The following is a 17,309-nucleotide window of genomic DNA, read 5'->3' as shown; positions in this document are numbered from 1 at the left end:
GTTGGCGGAATATTCCGTCAACTCTTGCGGGAATTTGCGGTACAGCCGTACCGTCAGAGCGCTCTACGAGAGGGATCCGGCATGACCGGTCGGGCAACGATGGCGGCGGTGGCCAAGGCGGCGGGGGTCTCGATCTCCACGGTGTCGCGGGTCCTCGCCGACAAACCGGATATCTCCGAGGAGACCCGGGGACGCGTCACACGGGCGGCGCGGGAAACCGGATATGTGCTGCGCAAAGGGCGGCAGAAGCCGCAGGACGGCATCCTCGACGTTCTCATCGACGGAATCACCACACCGTGGGCGGGGGAACTCATATCCGGAGTGCAGACCACCGCGTTCGGCCTCGGATACACCCTGGCGCTCACCACCACCGGCCATCCGCGTTTCCGTATCCGCGACTGGATCGCCGTGCGCAGGGCGCGCCCGACGGACGGTGTGATCCTCGTGCTCTCCCGCGCCCGCCACGACGAGATCGCCGCGCTGGCCGATCTGTCGGCCCCGCTCATCCTGCTCGATCCGGTGGGGACCAGTGAACCCACCATTCCGACCGTCGGCGCCACGAACTGGTCGGGAGGCGCCGCCGCCACCCGCCATCTCCTCGAACTCGGGCACCGGCGCATCGGGTTCATCGGCGGACCCCCCGAGATCCAGTGCACCCGCGAGCGGCACGAGGGCTATCTCGCCGCGCACCGCGAGTTCTCCCTCGCCCCCGACCCCCTTCTCAGCCGGTACGGCGACTTCCTCCTCACGGGCGGAGTCGCGCACGGCGCCGCCCTGCTGGACCTCCCGGACCGGCCCACCGCCGTCTTCGCGGGCTCCGACGGCCAGGCCGCCGGTGTCTACCAGATGGCCCGCGCGCGCGGGCTGCGCATCCCCGAGGACCTCTCCGTCGTCGGGTTCGACGACACCACGATCTGCACGATGCTCGCCCCGCCGCTGACCACGGTCCGCCAGCCCCTGGCGGACATGGCGGCGGAAGGGGTACGGCTCATCGCACAGGAACGGGCGCTGCCCGGTTCGTCGCGCGGGCGGCGGATCGAGCTGGCGACCTCGCTCGTGATCCGGGACAGCACCGCACCGCCCACCGCCGTCGAGGGGAAACCCTCGGTCCACACGTGACCCTTTGAAGGAGACCGGGATGAACGGACGGACGACCGTACGGATGACCACCGTGGCCGCACTCGCCAACGTCTCACAGAGCTCCGTCTCCAAGGTGCTCAACGGCCGGCCCGGACTCTCCGCCGAACTGCGGCGGCGGGTCATGGACGCCGTCGCGGCGAGCGGCTACGAGTGGCAGCGCCGGGTGCCCCGCCACGGGTCGGTGGAGGTGGTGTTCGGCAGTGCCGACAGCGCCCTCAACGCGCCGCTCCTGCGCGGGTTCTCCGCCGTGCTCCGCACGGCCGGCCGGCCGCTCACCGTCAGCCACGCCGACGGCGACCCTGATTGGCTGGAACAAGTGCTCGCCCACCGGCCGGCCGGCGCGGTGTGCGTCCTGTCCCCGGTGGAGCCGGAGGTCCGCCGCCGGCTGGCCGAGGCCCGGCTGCCCACGGTCATCCTCGACACGATCGGCGACGCTCCCCCGGAGATGAACGCCGTCGGGGCCACCCAGTGGCGCGGCGGGGTGCTGGCGGCGCGGCACCTCACGGCTCTCGGTCACCGGAGGATCGCGCTCATCACCGGACCGCTGGACCTGGTCTGCTGTCGCGCGCGGTTCGGCGGATATCTCTCGGCGCTGCGCGAGGCGGACATCCGCCCGGACCGCGCGCTGATCCGCTCCGTACGCTTCCAGGCGGAGCCGGCCCGGCGCGCCGCTCATGTCCTGCTGGACGACTGCCGGACCCCGACCTCCTTCGTGACCGGCAACGACCTTCAGGCCCTGGGGGTGATCGAGGCGTGCGCCGAGCGCGGGCTGCGGGTCCCCGAGGACATCTCGGTGGTCGGGTTCGACGACGTCGACGCGGCGAGGTCGTCCGCCCCGGCGCTGACCACCGTCCGCCAGCCGTTCGAGGCGATGGCCGCCGAGTCCATCCGGGTCCTGGGCGCCGTGCGCGACGATCCGTCGCCGGCGCCTGTCCGGCTCGACCTGTCGGTGGACCTCGTCGTCCGGAAGTCGACCGGTCCGGCCCCGGGGTACGGCGGCTGAGCCGCCCCTCGCGCGGGGTGGCCGCGGTCGTACCAGGACAGTCCGGCCCGGGCGGCGGCCACGGCGGTACGGACGGGGCCTCAGGGGCGCGGTCAGCCGAAGGCGGCCACGGTCTCCGCGGCCATCCGTACTGCCAGTGCCCGCGCCAGCAGTACGGGCCGGTCCGCCGCCCGGGCCGCCGCGCGCCGCATCTCCTCCGTGTAGCCGATGCAGTCCAGGACGAGCCAGGAACAGCCGTCCGCGGCGAGCGCACGCGCGGCGTCGGCGACCTCGGCGAGCGCACGTTCCGGTGCCGCGTACGGGTTGGCCCCGGCGGCCCGTACCGCCCCCGGCAGCATCTGCGACCAGCGGCGGGACACGTCCTCGGCCTGGTCGGGGTGCGGGCAGACGATCCCCACCGGGTCGGTCCCGACCAGGGCGGCGACGGCCTTCTGCACCAGCGGCTCGGCGAACAGCAGCGGCCGGGTCGACGCGACGGCGGGGAACCGGCCCGTGCACAGGACGAGGGTCGCGGCGGCGCCGTCCCGCTCCGCGCGGGCCACCGCCTCCGTCATTCTCGGGACCAGCGCGGCGTGCCCGAGCAGCACGGAGCCGCCGCCCCGCAGCCGGGAGACCAGGGGCGCCTCGCCGGGCTCGGGGGCCAACAGCCGACGGGTCGCGGCCTCCGCGTCACCGTCGAAGCGGTCGTCGTCGAGCGCCCCGTGTTCGACCAGGCGTACGCCCGGCAGCAGCGGTTCGGCGTCCGGGCGCAGATCGGTGCGCGGGGCCTGGCCGATGGTGACAAGGCCGAGAGCCGGGGTGTGGGGAAGGCTTCCGCTGTCGGCGGCGTCCATGACCGTTCCTCCGTGGTGAGGGGTGGGTGGAAGCAGGAAGGGGTGACACGAGGGGTGAGGTGACGGCGGCGCTACAGGGCCTTCGTCAACTGCCCCACGTCGTTGAGCGAGCTGCCGGCGACCAGTCCGGCACCGACCAGGGACAGCTCGCTCTCGGCCTGCTCGTCGGACTCCTTGCGCGCCTCGGGATCGGTCAGGCCGCGACGGCGCCACAGCGTGTACCCGTACCGGATGGCCAGCGCGCCGAGCACCATCCAACCTGCGTTCGGGGTGGCCACGAGGAGCCCGGTGGCCAGCAGGACACCCATCTGCCGGGACGATCCGCCGATGAGCTGCACCAGTGCTCCGGGGATGGCCCAGAGCAGCATGGTGCCCATGGTGCCCGGGTCGAGTCCGGTCTTGATGGTGGCGACGTACACCTCGGAGACCGGCGGGACGCGGCCGTCGGAGAAGAACGACTTCCAGGCGACGGCGACCACGACGAGGGCCACGGCGAAGCCGACGAGCTGGGCCAGGTACTGCTGACGCCGGCCGTCCAGCTCGAACACCTTCCACGGCGTGGCGTCCCTGCGCAGCAGCCAGCCCGCCTTGAAGTCGTACCCGATGTCGGCGAACGCGGGGCCGGTGGAGGCGGTGTAGCCGACCAGGAGGGCGAGCGGCACGGTCGGGATGTGCAGCACCAGGCCGACGATGAGAACGATCAGGGTGACGGCGAAGGCCGGGAACCATCCGGAGTGCATCGCCGCCAGGCCCACGATGAGCTGGTGCACGAGGGCGGCGACGCCGGCCAGCGCCACCCAGCCGATCAGGCCGGGCAAGGACATCCCGCCCGCCACGCCGCCCAGGACCGCGACCACGACGGCGCCGCCGAGGAAGAGCACCATGCCTTCCAGCAGGCCGCGGCGGAGCTGCGGGGCCCCGACCGTGGGCACCTGGGTCTCGTCCACCGGACCGCCGCCGTCCGCCGCGCCCGCCGAGCGGTTCTTGCCCCCGCCCTTACGGCCCCGCATCAGCAGGAGTGCCTGGATGAGGGCGACGAGCCCGGCACCGATCATCAGACCGTGCGGCACGTGCTCGGCGGAGAGGTTGACGTGCAGGACATCGGGTGCGTACTGGGCGACGGTCAGCCCGATGCCGAACATCAGCAGCGCCCAGATGTTGCCCAGGAAGCCGACGCCCGCCGCGCTGGTGGGCAGCTTCAGCAGCGCGCCGACCAGGCCGACGACCGCACCGGCGCCGAGCACCGCGGCCTTGCGCCCCCCGCTGTCCCCCGCCTTGATCGTCTCGGCGGCGGCGACACCCGCGGGCCAGGAGTTGGTGGCGGGCAGCAGTGTGGAGTCGAACACCCGGAACAGCACCCAGCTGTCGACCGCCAGCCCGATGGCGGCGCCGCCCAGCATGGGCCACACCAGGTCCGTACGGCCCAGGGCGAACGGCACCGCGATGGGGGTGAGCAGCGAGTTGGCCGCGGCGAACGTGGCCCCGGAGATCGCGGACTGCACCAGGTTCTGCCGGTGCTGGGAGCGCATCCGCGTGAGTATGCCGATCGGGATCCGGCCGATCAGCATCGCTATCAGCGCGCCGATGACCGCCGTGTTCGGGGAGACGCCGAGCGAGGTGATCAGCACGATGCCGATCAGGGCGCCGAGGACCGACATCGCGATCGTGATGATCAGCGTGATCGGTTCGAAGGCGCGCGGGTGCCTGGCCGGTGCCCCTGTCGTGTCCGACGGGGTGGCCGAGCCGGTGGAGGCGGTCGAGGTTCTCGGGTTCAAGGGGACTCCAGAAGGGGACGGCGCGGCGGTACGGGATCGGCTGCGGCAGGGGGCCGCGACGGTGCGGAGTACGGGGCGGGGAGACGCTGCGTCACGGGGCCCGCGACGGTGCGGGGTACGGGGCGGGGCCGGGCCCGCGCCGAGTTCGGGCCGGCCGTCGGGTCAGGTCCCCGTCGGCTCCTCGCCCGGGGCGGCCTGCAAGCGGGTCATCGGCCCGTACAGCTCGACCAGGCGCGCGAACTCGTCCGGGTCGACGAAGCGGGCGCCCCCGCGGCCGAACTCCTTCGCCGTCTCGATCGCGAACCGGGCCGCCGCCGCGATGTCGCCCTCGTGACTGGCGCCGGTGGCGCACCCGGCCACCGCCGTGGCGGCGGTGATCGCGAGGCCGACCACCGGGGCGTCGGTGGCGACGGCGGGCTGGAGGATGGAGTTGATGTGGTGCACCCCGTTGCCGTACGGGGTGATGTCCTGCGTGGTCACGGGCAGGACCCGGGCGGGCTCCCCCGTCACGCTCTCCAGGACGGAGAGCAGGTCCTCGCTGACCCGCAGGATCCAGCCCTGGCAGATGGTGGGCGACAGGGCGATCCCCCGGTGGTTGAGCAGCCGGTTGCCCTTGGTGGTGTCGATGGAGACGACCGCGTCCATCTCGGACGAGATCTCCTCCCGGTTGCACGTCAGGGTGTCCACCGGGGAATCCATGAAGGGTACGGGGTCGTGCGGACGGGTCGGGGCCCATCCGCACACATGTGTGGAAAGCATCACATCGCCGTCCAGAACGTCACCGCGTGCGTGCATGTCGAGAAGCTTGGCGGCGGCGGAGAGCGCCGCCACCGCGCCGTCGGCGTCGGAGACCAGGCCGATACGTTCCGGGCGCGCGCCCACTCCGCCGAGCCGGCCCAGGATGCCGAGGGTGGGGGCGTCACCGCCGACGAGCCGGCCGTTGCGGCCGGGGACGGTGACGGAGACGAAGTCCGTACTGCCCTGGTCGCCGGTGACCGTGCGCACCTCGACCCGCGGCGCCGTGCGCGCGTCGGCGCCCGCGGCGGTCTGGACGGCCCTCAGGTGTTCGGCGAGGAGTTCCCCGCCGGTCTGCGGACGGTCGAGAAGTTCGATGATCTCAAGGACGTGCTTCAGCAAGAGAGGGCCTCTCACGGCGGGGGTCGGGCGGTGCGGCGGCCCGATCCGGACGGTCGGCGGATGCGGTCGGCCGCGTGGAGGAGCCAGGAGCTGTCCTGCCGGACGTTCCGCGCGGCCGTCGGCGGTCCTGTGCGCGAGGCCCCGGGTGGGGGCACCCGTACGGGGCCTGCCGTACGGAACGGAACTCGCCCGTACGGCCTCGGGTCGTGCCCGGTCCCGTATCCGGTCTCGCCGTACGGGCCGTACGGGCCGTACGGATCGCTCCCTGCGGGGGTGTCCCGTACGGGGTCCGTCGCGGTGGATTCACGCCGACGTGGCTCACCATCCGCCTCCCTGCCCGCAGAGCGCAATGTTTTCTCGATATGCGGGATTGTTTACGCTTCAGCCATGACTGACAGCACACCGGTAACAGCGGGACGCCCTCCGCTCCAGACCGCCGACCGCGTCCTGAGCCTTCTGCTCTCCTTCGACCGTGAACGCCCCGAGTGGGGGGTCACCGAGGTCGCGGCGGAGTTCGGCCTGGACAAATCCGTGGCGCAGCGGCTGCTGGCCGCGCTCGCGTACCGGGGCTTCCTGGTCTCCGACACCCGCTCGCGCCGGTACCGGCTCGGGCCGGCCGTCTGGCACCTGGCGCGGGTGTGGGAGCGGGACGGCGGGATGGCCAGCCTGGTCCGCCCCACCCTGCGGGCCATGGCGGACGCGGTGGGGGTCGGTGCGCTGTTCGCCGTACCGGACGGGGTGCACATGCGCTGTGTCACGGCGGTGGACGGGGCGGCCGGCCCGCTGCGTATCTACGGTCTGGAGGGCGAGCTGTACCCGGCGCACGCCGGGGCCACCTCCCGCGCCTACTTCGGTATGCTCGCGCCGGGCGACCGGGCCGCGCTGCTGTACGGTCGCCCGATGGCCCGGTTCAGCGATCGCACGCTGACCGATCCCGCCCTGCTGGAGGAGCGCTTCGCCGAGGTGCGGCGCAACGGTTACGCGTACTCCGAAGGCGAGTACGATCCGGAAACCGCGGCGCTCGCCGCCCCTGTCATGGTGGGCAGGCGACCGGTGGGCACCCTCTCGGTGGCCGCTCCCCTCGACGCGTTCCGGGGCCGCAGGACGGAGCTCGTCGCCCCTCTGCTCCAGGCGGCGACGGATCTGGGCAAGCTGCTGACGCCGCTGCGGCCACGGCGGGCCGGTCAGCCGGGCACACGCTGAACGGGCCGGCTCCGAGGGGCCGTACGGTCCCGCGCCACACAACGTCACCGTCAGGAAAGGCCATCATGCGACTGCTGCTGCTCTCGAACTCCACCGCCCCGGGACGCGGTTACCTGGACCACGCGCGGGAGGAGATCGGCGCCGTACTCGACGGGGCGCGCCAACTGGTCTTCGTGCCATACGCGCTGGCCGACCGGGACGGCTACACCGCGCAGGTGGCCGAGGCCCTCGCGCCCCTGGGGGTGGAGGTGACCGGCGCCCACACAGCGCCGGACCCGGCCGCGCTGATAGGCGGAGCGCGGGCGGTGTTCGTGGGGGGCGGCAACAGCTTCCGGCTGCTCAAGGCGTTGCACGAGCACGGCCTGGTGCGGGCGATCCGGGAGCGGGTCGCCTCCGGGGCGGTCTACATGGGGTCGAGCGCGGGCACCAACATGGCCTGCCCCACGCTGCGTACGACCAACGACATGCCGATCGTCCAGCCGGCGTCGTTCGAGGCGCTGGGCCTGCTGCCGTTCCAGATCAACCCGCACTATCTGGACGCCCGGCCGGACACCGCCCACATGGGCGAGACCCGGGCGCAGCGCCTGGAGCAGTTCCTGGAGGAGAACGACGTGCCGGTGGTGGGGCTGCGCGAGGGGACCTGGCTGCGCAGGGAGGCGGACCGGCTGACGCTGGGCGGGATCGACGCGGGCGGTGTCGTCTTCCGGCGCGGTGCGCGGCCGTCGGAGATCACCCCCGGCCACGATCTGAGCGCCCTGCTGCGGGAGCAGCCACGCTTCGACACCACGGCGTCCTGAACGTGGCCGCGGTCGCGAAGCCGCCCCGTCGTGGCAGGGTGGCCTCGCGGCCGGCCGGTCTACCTCGTCACGTGGTGGTGATGGTGAGGATCGCCGAACTGGTGTACTGGTGCTCCACGTTCTCGGCGATGAGCCGGAAGTAGAACGTCCGGCCCGCGGCCAGGCGGAAGGTGAACGAGTCGCCGGTCAGCAGCGGCCCCGTGGCCCGGATGAAGCACGGCCCGTCGGCGGTCGTGGGCCCTGCGCAGCTCACCTCGCGGTAGCCGGTCGTCACCGTGTCGGCCGGGTCCTTCGGATTCCATCGGACGGTCGCCTCCTGGGCGATCGCGTCATAGGTGTACGTCAGACCGGTCGGCGCCGGTGGCAGCGCGACGCGGGTGATACCGGTCGGCGCCGCCACCGCCGGAACCGCGGTCGCTCCCCCCGCCGCCGCCAGCGCGACGGCCACCGTCACCGCGCGACAGGCCGTCCTCATGCGGTCTCGCATGTCCCCTCCAAGGTGTCGATCGAGTCGAACGGCGGAACGGTACGGGCTCGGCGCGCCGCCCGGATGACCGGCAGCGGGCGGTGGGATGGCCGGAAGCCGAAGTCCTGTCGCGGCGGGCGGGGTTCAGTCCGCCGACAGCCTGGTGTCGGGCACCCGCCAGGCGGCGATCACGAAGGCGGTGAGGCCGACGGCGGCGCCGGTGAGGAAGACGACCTGCATGGCGCTGACATAGCCGTCGAGGAAGGGCTGGGCGGCGCGGGGGTCGAGGGCGTGGAGGAAGGCCGAGTCCTGGAGGTTCACCGTGCCGTCGGCGCGCAGGACGCCGTCCAGCGCGCGGGCGTTGTCCGGTTCCTCGGTGAGGCGGCGGAAGGCCGGCTCGGCGAACGCCGTGTCGAGTCGTTCGGTGATCCGCGCGCCCGCGAGGGAGAAGAGGATGGAGAGGAACGCGGCGGCGCCCACCGTACCGCCGTTGGAGCGGAAGAAGTTCACCGACGCGGTAGCCGCGCCCATGTCGCCGGGGGGCACCTCAGACTGGGCGAGCGTGGTGATGGTCTGCATCGCGGCGCCGAGGCCGGCGCCCATGAACAGCATGCCGATGGAGACGTACCACATCGGGCTGTCCGTGCGGAGCGTCGCGAACACCACCAGAGAGAGCGTCAACGAGGCGATGCCCAGGACCAGATGGATTTTGAACTTCCCCGTTCTGGCCATCAGCCGTCCGACCAGCATCGTCACCGACACGTTCGCCACCACGGTGGGCAGCGTGGCCATCCCGGCCGCCACCGGGCTCATGCCCTGGGCGAGTTGGAGGTAGAGCGGCAGGGTGGTCATGGTGCCGAACATGGCGATGCCGACGACGAAGTGCAGGACGGCCCCCAGCCGGAACGCCCGTATCCGGAACAGCCGGAGCGGCAGCAGGGCGGCGTCTCCCATCCGGCGCTCCAGCAGGACGAAGAGGGTAAGGCCGACCGCTCCGAGTCCGTACGCTGCCAACGCCCGGCCGGAGTCCCAGCCCCAGGCCCGGCCCTGCTCGGCGACGACCAGCAAGGGGACGATCCCGAGGGCCAGCGCCAGCACCCCGCCGTAGTCCGGACGGTGGCGTACGGGCTGGTGCGGGACGTGCAGCACGCGCAGGATCACCACGACGGCCAGCACCGCCAGCGGCACGTTGAGCAGGAAGATCCAGCGCCAGCCGTCGAGCCCGAGCAGCGTGGCCTGCCCCGCGAACACCCCTCCGACGAGCGGCCCCGCGATGCTCGCCCCGGCGAAGACCGCGGTGATGTAGCCCTGGTAGCGGCCGCGTTCGCGGGGCGAGGTGAGGTCGGCGATGATCGTCATGGCGAGCGACATCAGCCCGCCCCCGCCGAGCCCCTGCACCGCGCGGAAGGCCGCCAGCTCGTAGATCGACGTGGCGAACCCGCACAGCAGGGAGCCCGCGGCGAACAGCACGATCGCGCACAGGTACACCGGCCGGCGGCCGTAGATGTCGGAGAGCTTCCCGTACAGCGGGGTGGCGATGGTGGCGGTGACGAGGTACGCGGTCGTCACCCACGCCTGCGCGGTCAGGCCGTGCAGGTCGTCGGCGATGGTGCGCAGCGCGGACGAGACCACGGTCTGGTCCAGTGCCGCCAGGAACATGCCGATCATGAGCCCGGACAGCACGGTGACGATCTGCCGGTGTTCCAGCCGCGTCGGGGCGACGGTGGTGTCAGGAGGTGGGGAGGGCGGCATGGGAACCTTTTCGCTGCGGGTGCGTGCGGTGGACGGGAGGCGGGGACGCGGGACGCGAGTCGGGGGGGCTCGACCCGGGCCCGTCCGGCACCCTGTCGGACGAGGTGCCGGACGGGTTGCCGGACGGAATGCCGGACGAGGTGCCGGACGGTGTGTCAGACGAGCTTCTGGAGGTCCGTCACGGCGCTGTCGATCTCCGGGAGTGTCAGCATCGCCAGCCGGGCCTCGCGAGCCCTGGCCAGGACGGCGGGGTCGGTCAGCACCGCGCGTGCGGCCTTGGCGATACCCTCCGGCGTCCGGTCCGTGATCTCGCGGCCGAGGCCGAGCCGCTCGACGCGGCGCGCGTTGGCGAACTGGTCGCCGAACTGAGGCAGCACCGCCATGGGGGTGGCCGTGCGCAGCGCCTCCCGGATGCTGTTGAAGCCGCCGTGGGTGAGGAACAGGTCGACGGACTCCAGCAGCAGGGGCTGCGGCACCCGGTCGGTGACGTGCACGTGCGGCGGCAGTCCATCGGTGTCCGCCGGGAGGCCGGAGGTGGCGACGACGACGGTGCACTCCTCCAGCCGCGACACCGCCTCGATCATCGACCGCAGAGTCTCCACCGGGTCCAGCATCGGCAACGGCAACGCGACGTCCTCGTCGGCGGCGGCCAGGTCCCTGATCATCGGGAGCGCGGTGCCGAGTGCGGCGAGCACCAGGGGCCGGTCGGTGGGCAGTCGCGCGATCCACCCCGGCAGCACGGAGCCGCGGTCCACGGTCACGGTCTGCCGGTAGGACCACGACGGGGGCAGATGCTGGGCGAACGAGAAGGCCGGCGGTACGTAGTCGACGCGCCCGTGAGGGACGACCGACAGCGGGTCCTCCTGGGTGGCCAGCCCGAGCTCCTTCCGCAGCGCGTTGAGGCCGGGCAGTACCGCGGCCGGGTCGATGAGGTTGCTGGTGCCCGAAGGGGTGGGCAGTTGCGGCACGCCGAGGTGTTCCGCGACCAGGCAGGAACTCAGGTCCATGCCGTCGCGCAGGATGAGATCGGGGCCGAACTCCTGGGCCGCCGGGAGGTTTTCCTCCCAGAGCTTCCTGGCCATCGGGCCGGAGATGATGTGGGGCACCAGGCGCTCCAGGGCGTCCTGCGGCGTGTCGCCGCCCTGGCCGGGCAGGTTCGCCCGCTCGATCAGTTCGGGGGTGATGAAGGACCGTGGCGTGAACTCGCCGGTGCGGGCATCCACCCGGACGTCGTCCTGGGCGAAGACGGAGGCGAGCGTCGGATTGGTGACCACGAGCACGTCGTGTCCGGCCGCCGCGAGCGCCCGGGCCAGCGGAAGCTGTGCACGGCCGTGGGAGGGACTACCGAGCGTGGTGAACAGTACTCGCACGACAAGCCTTTCTGTGGGGGTCGAGGGAACTGCGGAGGGAGGGAGGCGGTCAGCGCGCCATGGCCGACGGACGGCCGATGCCCTCCCAGGTCAGCCCGGCTCTGTCGAGCCGCGCGGGGTCGAGGATGTTGCGGAAGTCGTAGACGAGCGGCGCGGCGAGCCGCCCGGCGACAGCCTCCCAGTCCAGGCCGCGGAACTGAGGCCATTCGGTGAGGACGACACAGGCGCGGGCCCCCTCGACCGCGTCGAGCGCGGTGCCGGTGAGGGTGAGCAGATCGCCGAGGTCGGGGCGGAGTTCGCTGAGGGCCGGGTCGTACGCGGACAGTTCTGCGCCCTGTTCCCGCAGCAGACGGGCGACGGCCAGGGCGGGTGAGTCGCGCAGGTCGGAGGTGCCGGCCTTGAAGGTGAGCCCGAGCAGCGCGATCCGTACGCCGCGCAGCGAGCCGTCCGCCCCGGCGCATCCGGCGGCCACCCGCTCGACGAGCAGCCGCTGATGGGCGACGTTGGTCTCGATGGTGGCCCGCAGCAGCGGGAACTCGACGCCGGACTCCTCGCAGACGCGCAGCAGCGCGTGGGTGTCCTTGGGCAGGCAGGAACCGCCCCAGCCGGGGCCCGGCCTGAGGAAGGCGCCGCCGATGCGCGGATCGTGGCCGATCCCGGCGACCACGTCGTCGATGTCGGCGCCGAGCCGTTCGCAGAGTGTGGCCAGGTTGTTCGCGAACGACAGCTTCAGCGCGAGGAAGAAGTTCGCCGCGTACTTGGTGAGTTCGGCGCCGGCGGTGTCGGTGATCACGTGGGGCGCGTCGATGCCCCCGTACAGGTCCGCCACCCGCCGGGCGGCGTCCGGGTCGGCGGCGCCCACCACGATCCGGTCGGGGTGGAGGAAGTCGTCCACGGCGTGCCCCTCACGGAGGAACTCCGGGTTGCTCACCACGCTCACATCGGGGCGGCGGAGCAGCGCCGCGACGCGCTCGGCGGTGCCGACCGGCACGGTGGACTTGTTGACCACCGTGCAGCCGCGCGGCAGCCGGCCACGGACCTCGTCGGCGACGGTCTCGACGGCGGCCAGGTCGGCGGCGCCCGCGACGCCCATCGGGGTGGGCAGGCAGAGGAAGACCACCTCGGCCTGATCGACGGCCGCCCGGGTGTCCCTCACGAACGTGAGGCGGCCGGAGTCCAGCCCCGCGCGGACGGTCTCCGCCAGACCCGGTTCCAGGATGTCCACCTCCCCCCGCCGGAGTCGTTCGACCTTGCGCGCGTCGGCGTCCGTGCACACCACCCGGTGTCCGAGGGAGGCCAGACAGGCGCCGGTGGTCAGTCCGACGTAGCCGGTTCCCACAACGGTTATATGTCGAAGTTCCATGAGAATCACCGATTCCGCTCGATCGGGTAGCGGCCTCGCCGGGGGACGGGCACCCGGGTCGTCACACGGACGGGGGAAGGGGTCTGACGACGGGGTCCGGCCCGGCGGTGGCTCAGGTCCGACGCCGTCGTCGGACCTCATCGTGAAAGGCGGGTGCCGAAGATCAACGACCCGCGCCGACAAGCTACTTCGATCACCGAAGTATTTGTCAACGATCGATGACATTGGTTGACGGCTTTTGGACAGCGTGGGCCGGCACCGGGAGCATGTACGCAACGGCCCCACGGAGGAGAACCAGATGGACAGACCCGAAGAGGCGAAACGGAGCCGCGCCGGCCGCACGCCGCCCCGCAGATACGATGCCGCGGGCACCCGCGCGGCCCTGATGAGCGCGGCGGCCCGGCGCTTCGGACGGTACGGGTACGACGGCACCAGCATCCGCGACATCGCCAGGACCGCCGATGTCGACGCGGCTCTCGTCTACCGCTACTTCGGCTCAAAACAGGGGCTTTTCGCGGCGGTCGCGGCCAGTGGAACCGCCCTGTTCGAACCACTGCTCCACCTGCCGATGGAGGAGGTGGCGCAGTGGATGCACCAGATCGCCTTCGAGGGCCCGGGGGACGGTGAGATACCGCATCCGGTGCTGACGATGCTCCGCTCCCCCAGCCGGGAGGAGGCGGTCGGTCATATCCGCGCCCATGTGACCGAGGTCTTCTCGGAGAGCTTCGCCCGGCGCCTCGACGGCCCCGACGCCGAGATCCGCGCCGAACTGCTGGCGGCGCTGATGATGGGCATGACCCTGATGCGGGTGGCCGTCCAGCCGCCCGCCCTCAGCTCCGCGCCCGACGCGGACGTACTGCCCTATCTCAAGGGGGCCGTCGACTCGCTGCTGAACCCGGGCCGCGCGGGAGAGACAGCGTCCGCGGAAGCGGCGCGGGACCGCCCGTGCGAGGGGTCGGAACCGTAACCACTCCCGGGATCGGCGACGTCGGTCCTTCCCAGGGGAGCGGGGCCTCTTGACGCCCCGTGTCCCGACTGGTTACTTACGCCTCCGGAGCCACCGCTCAGCCGTCACCCCCGCACGCGACGGCCCACCCCCCACAGGAGGATCCCCCACATGAGTCCACGACGGACCCCGGAGCCCACGGAACAAGCGGCCATACCCGGGCGCCACCGGCGTAACAGAACGGTCGTCGCCGCCCTGGCCGCCGCCATGCTGGCCGCCGCCGTACTGGCCGGTCCCGGCGTCGCGCAGGCCGCCCCGCACACCGTGCGGGGGTCCCAGAGCCAGATGGCGGCGGCCGACATCACCTGGACCCTCGAACGCGCGAGCAACCCCACCCAGGACCAGTTGACGGCGTACGGCCTCATCACCACGGCCATGAACGCCGCGGTGGCCCGGTACAACAACCTCAGCGACCTGGGGAAGAGCATCACCGTCCGCTACGACCCCGGGGTGCCCACAGCCGACGGCAACATCAACGGGACCATCCGGTTCGGCAACCGCGGTTACATGACCGAGAGGACCGCCCTGCACGAGATCGCCCACACCATCGGCGTGGGCACCAGTGGGGGCTGGTCCTCCCTCACCACCGGCGGAACCTGGCGCGGCGCGCAGGCCACGGCGCTCGTCAAGCGGTTCGACGGCTCGGCCGCCACACTCTCCGCCGGCGGGGGTCACTTCTGGCCGTACGGTCTGAACTACGAGAACGAGTTCTCGAACACGGCGGGCGACCGCCATGTCCAGATCGTCGCCGCCATGGTCCGTGACGGCCTGTAGACCAAACCCGTCCGCGGGCTGATGGCCCGGGGCGCCCCCGCCCCCAGCCATCGGCCCGCGCACACACGGCTCAGCGCCTCATCTCCGCACCGACCGCCGCCTCGATGACACGGTCGCGCTCGGCTCGGCTGAACACCCCTTCGGCCAGCCAGCTTTCGGCGAGCGCGCGCACCGCCGCCACGAACTGGCCGGAGGACGTGAAGGGGGCCCGCTCCCAGAGGACGTCGAGGAAGGTCGCGCCGTCGCCGCGCGCGCGGTTCGCCACACCGGAGTCGCCGTCGGCGGTCTCCCAGCCACCGGGCGGCCGGGCGCCACGGGTGTCGAGACCGGCGTTGGCGCGGAAGACGGCCAGGATCCGGTCGGCCGGGTAGGAGCGCGCGTATTCGAGCATCAGGTCGCGCTTGCGCCGGAAGACACCCGTCGCCGAGCGTCACCCGGTCGAGCGGAAAGGGGTGCGCCGTCCAATGGGCGGTACGGGTACGGGCGCCATGGCGGCCCCGGCGGGCGCCGTGGACGCGGCAGACGCCGGCGTCGCGGTGTACGCGAGCGGGGCGGCGGCCGCTGTCCCGAGGGCGATGCTCAAAGCGGTGCGCCGGGTGGGGGGTTGGGGCATGCTCGGACTCCGGTCTCCGGTGGTCGGCGGGCGGGGTGGTGACGCGGGGCCGCACCGTCGCGCGAGGCGGTCATGGGTTCACGGTCGGCAGCCAGACCCGCATGGTCGAGGGCCCGCGGTTCGCCCAGGAGTGGTACGGGACGAGGACGATCCCCGCGCGGTCGGCGGCCGGTGGGGCGGCCGGGGCGGTGAGCGGCCGGTACGGCCAGGTCCTCTCGTCCCGCGCGTCGGGTGCGGCGATCTCCCCGGCGACCACAACGGTGCCACCCCCGCCGCCGGAACCACCGGGGCCGCCGGCCCCCTCCGGTCCGCCCGGCCCGTCCTCCGGCGCGGCGGACGGGTCCACCCGTACCGCGTCGACATCGTGCCCGTCCGGCAGGTCCACGGATTCGGCGCAGTAGACGAGCGGCCCGCGCTGTACGGCCACCGAGCCGCGTACCGCGTCGATGCGCGGATCGGCGCGGATCCAGCGCGGCCGTACGGGCAGTTCGAGCCGGATCCGGTCACCGGGCCGGAAGAGACGGGTGATCTCGGCCGTGCCCGGGGCGACCGTACGGCGGCCTCCGGCCGGGTCGGTGAGCCACGCGGTGGCGTCCGCCGTCCAGTCGGGGACGCGCAGGGACAGGGTCCACGGACGGTCCGGCGACCGGTCGACGCACACCACCACACTCCCGTCCGACGGGTAGTCGGTGAGGATCCGCAGGGCCACGCCGTGGCCGCCGGTGAGGGAGGTGGCGATCTCCGCGTCGGCGTACTGGTGCAGTTGGATGCCCCGGTCGTCCGCCGTCGCGAGGTAGGCCGGCAGCTGCGCCAGAGTGCGGGCCACATTGGTCGGGCAGCAGGACACCGCGAACCAAGGGGCACGCAGCCCCGATTCGGCGCGCGGGCTCTCGGCGTCCGCGGCGGGCGCGGCTCCCCGGTGGCGCCGGTGCAGGGTGTTGGCGTAGAAGAAGGACCGGCCGTCCTCCGCCGGGGAGGTGGCGACCACGTTGAACAGGGTCCGCTCGGCCAGGTCGGCGTAGCGCGGCTCACCGGTGGCCAGCAGCAGCCGCCAGCTGAGCATGACCGAGGCGACCCCGGCGCAGGTCTCCGCGTAGGCGCGGTCCGGCGGAAGGACGAAGTCGCCGCCGAAGGACTCGTCCCGGTGGTGCGCGCCCATACCGCCGGTCAGATAGGTGCGCCGGGCGACGGTGGTCTCCCACTGCCGTACGACCGCGGCGAGCAGGGCCTCGTCCCCGGTCTCCACGGCCACGTCGACGGCGCCCGCCGCGAGGTAGAGGGCGCGGACGGCGTGGCCGCGCAGCACTCCGGCCTCCCGTACGGGCATGTCGTCCTGGTGGTAGGCGCGGCCGAACTCGCCGTCGGGGAGCGTGCCGTGGCCCCGGCGGTCCACGAAGAGCGCGGCCTGGTCGAGATAGCGCTCCTCCCCGGTCAGCCTGGCCAGTTCCACCAGGGCCGTCTCGATCTGCGGATGACCGCAGACGGCCTCGATGCCGCCCGCGCCGAAGGTGGCGCACACATGGTCGGCGGCCCGCAGGGCGATCTTCGTCAGCTCTCCCTCGCCGCGGCTGCGGGCCTGGGCGATACCGGCCTGGATCAAGTGCCCGTAGCAGTACAGCTCGTGGCCCCAGGCGAGGTCGCTGTAGCGGGGCTGCTGTCCGGGGCGGCCGAAGGCGGTGTTGAGGTAGCCGTCCGGTTCCTGGGCGGGGGCGGCGGCCTCCGTGAGCGCGGCGATCCCGATGTCGAGCGCGGTACCGGAGCCGGTGCCCGTACCGGCCTGCCAGGCCATGGCTTCGAGGAGCTTGTACAGCTCGGAGTCGGCGAACTCCCTTCCGCGCCGGTCGCGTTGGATCCGCCCTTCGGCGGCCGCCCGGAAGTTGCCGGTCCAGCCGGCACGTGCCATCCAGTCGCGGCAGTGCCCAAGCGTGACGGTCTCGTTGATGTGCCGGCGCCGGGCCCAGAACCCGCCGGTGATCCTGACCTCGTCGAGTCCGAGCGGTCGCAGCCGGCCGCGGGTCGGCGCCACCGGCAGGACGGCCGGCCGCGCCGTGTTCTCCTTCACGAGTCCATGCCTTCG

15 protein-coding genes are annotated in these 17,309 nt (G+C 72.7%); 6 read left to right on the top strand and 9 right to left on the bottom strand.

Annotated features, from left to right (window positions below):
* The first annotated feature begins 81 nt into the window (after positions 1–81).
* On the top strand, positions 82–1,119 hold the full coding sequence (locus tag ACIQ7D_RS03445; RefSeq protein ID WP_403933127.1) for a LacI family DNA-binding transcriptional regulator: 1,038 nt from the start codon (positions 82–84) through the stop codon (positions 1,117–1,119).
* Positions 1,120–1,138: 19 nt separating this feature from the next.
* Positions 1,139–2,143 (top strand): LacI family DNA-binding transcriptional regulator, encoded by a 1,005-nt coding sequence (locus tag ACIQ7D_RS03440; RefSeq protein WP_403933125.1) that lies wholly within the window; start codon positions 1,139–1,141, stop codon positions 2,141–2,143.
* A 92-nt stretch (positions 2,144–2,235) separates the two neighbouring features.
* On the opposite strand, the gene ACIQ7D_RS03435 is transcribed toward ACIQ7D_RS03440, so the two are convergent.
* The 3 genes from ACIQ7D_RS03435 to ACIQ7D_RS03425 form a co-directional block, all read right to left on the bottom strand.
* A complete protein-coding gene (locus ACIQ7D_RS03435) occupies positions 2,236–2,976 on the bottom strand; it encodes an AroM family protein (protein WP_403933123.1) in 741 nt (246 codons plus the stop codon).
* Between the two features lie 71 nt (positions 2,977–3,047).
* A complete protein-coding gene (locus ACIQ7D_RS03430; protein WP_403933121.1) occupies positions 3,048–4,751 on the bottom strand; it encodes an OPT family oligopeptide transporter in 1,704 nt (567 codons plus the stop codon).
* 162 nt (positions 4,752–4,913) lie between these two features.
* Positions 4,914–5,888, bottom strand: coding sequence for a DUF1177 domain-containing protein (locus ACIQ7D_RS03425; RefSeq protein WP_403933119.1), 975 nt, complete (start codon positions 5,886–5,888; stop codon positions 4,914–4,916).
* A gap of 387 nt (positions 5,889–6,275) precedes the next feature.
* Between ACIQ7D_RS03425 and ACIQ7D_RS03420 the strand changes: the two genes are divergently transcribed.
* Together ACIQ7D_RS03420 and pepE are read left to right on the top strand one after the other, a co-directional pair.
* Positions 6,276–7,091, top strand: a complete 816-nt coding sequence (locus ACIQ7D_RS03420) for an IclR family transcriptional regulator (protein WP_403933118.1) — start codon at positions 6,276–6,278, stop codon at positions 7,089–7,091.
* 65 nt (positions 7,092–7,156) lie between these two features.
* Positions 7,157–7,888, top strand: a complete 732-nt coding sequence (gene pepE, locus ACIQ7D_RS03415) for a dipeptidase PepE (RefSeq protein ID WP_403933116.1) — start codon at positions 7,157–7,159, stop codon at positions 7,886–7,888.
* 67 nt (positions 7,889–7,955) lie between these two features.
* Here pepE and ACIQ7D_RS03410 read toward each other — a convergent pair whose 3' ends face one another.
* From ACIQ7D_RS03410 to ACIQ7D_RS03395, 4 genes are all read right to left on the bottom strand, one after another.
* The gene (locus ACIQ7D_RS03410; protein WP_403933114.1) at positions 7,956–8,375 is read right to left on the bottom strand and encodes a fibronectin type III domain-containing protein; all 420 of its coding nucleotides are present in this window, start codon (positions 8,373–8,375) and stop codon (positions 7,956–7,958) included.
* Between the two features lie 123 nt (positions 8,376–8,498).
* Complete coding sequence (locus ACIQ7D_RS03405; RefSeq protein ID WP_403933112.1) at positions 8,499–10,106, bottom strand: MDR family MFS transporter; 1,608 nt, start codon at positions 10,104–10,106, stop codon at positions 8,499–8,501.
* 155 nt (positions 10,107–10,261) lie between these two features.
* A complete protein-coding gene (locus tag ACIQ7D_RS03400) occupies positions 10,262–11,476 on the bottom strand; it encodes a glycosyltransferase (RefSeq protein WP_403933110.1) in 1,215 nt (404 codons plus the stop codon).
* A gap of 49 nt (positions 11,477–11,525) precedes the next feature.
* Complete coding sequence (locus tag ACIQ7D_RS03395; protein ID WP_403933109.1) at positions 11,526–12,839, bottom strand: UDP-glucose dehydrogenase family protein; 1,314 nt, start codon at positions 12,837–12,839, stop codon at positions 11,526–11,528.
* A gap of 298 nt (positions 12,840–13,137) precedes the next feature.
* Between ACIQ7D_RS03395 and ACIQ7D_RS03390 the strand changes: the two genes are divergently transcribed.
* Both ACIQ7D_RS03390 and ACIQ7D_RS03385 read left to right on the top strand, forming a co-directional pair.
* A complete protein-coding gene (locus ACIQ7D_RS03390; RefSeq protein ID WP_403933107.1) occupies positions 13,138–13,806 on the top strand; it encodes a TetR family transcriptional regulator in 669 nt (222 codons plus the stop codon).
* Between the two features lie 150 nt (positions 13,807–13,956).
* Positions 13,957–14,619: a hypothetical protein gene (locus tag ACIQ7D_RS03385; protein WP_403933105.1), complete on the top strand. Its 663-nt coding sequence runs from the start codon at positions 13,957–13,959 to the stop codon at positions 14,617–14,619.
* Between the two features lie 70 nt (positions 14,620–14,689).
* Here the strand turns inward: ACIQ7D_RS03385 and ACIQ7D_RS03380 are convergent, their stop codons facing one another.
* Complete coding sequence (locus ACIQ7D_RS03380; protein ID WP_403933103.1) at positions 14,690–15,010, bottom strand: hypothetical protein; 321 nt, start codon at positions 15,008–15,010, stop codon at positions 14,690–14,692.
* A 292-nt stretch (positions 15,011–15,302) separates the two neighbouring features.
* Positions 15,303–17,294, bottom strand: a complete 1,992-nt coding sequence (locus ACIQ7D_RS03375) for a glycoside hydrolase family 127 protein (protein WP_403933101.1) — start codon at positions 17,292–17,294, stop codon at positions 15,303–15,305.
* Positions 17,295–17,309 lie beyond the last annotated feature (15 nt).

Origin of the sequence: Streptomyces sp. NPDC096310 (assembly GCF_044763125.1) — a bacterium.
In the GTDB taxonomy this organism is placed as follows: domain Bacteria; phylum Actinomycetota; class Actinomycetes; order Streptomycetales; family Streptomycetaceae; genus Streptomyces.
Note: the sequence above shows the minus strand (reverse complement) of the source record. Positions and strands in the feature narration are given on the sequence as shown.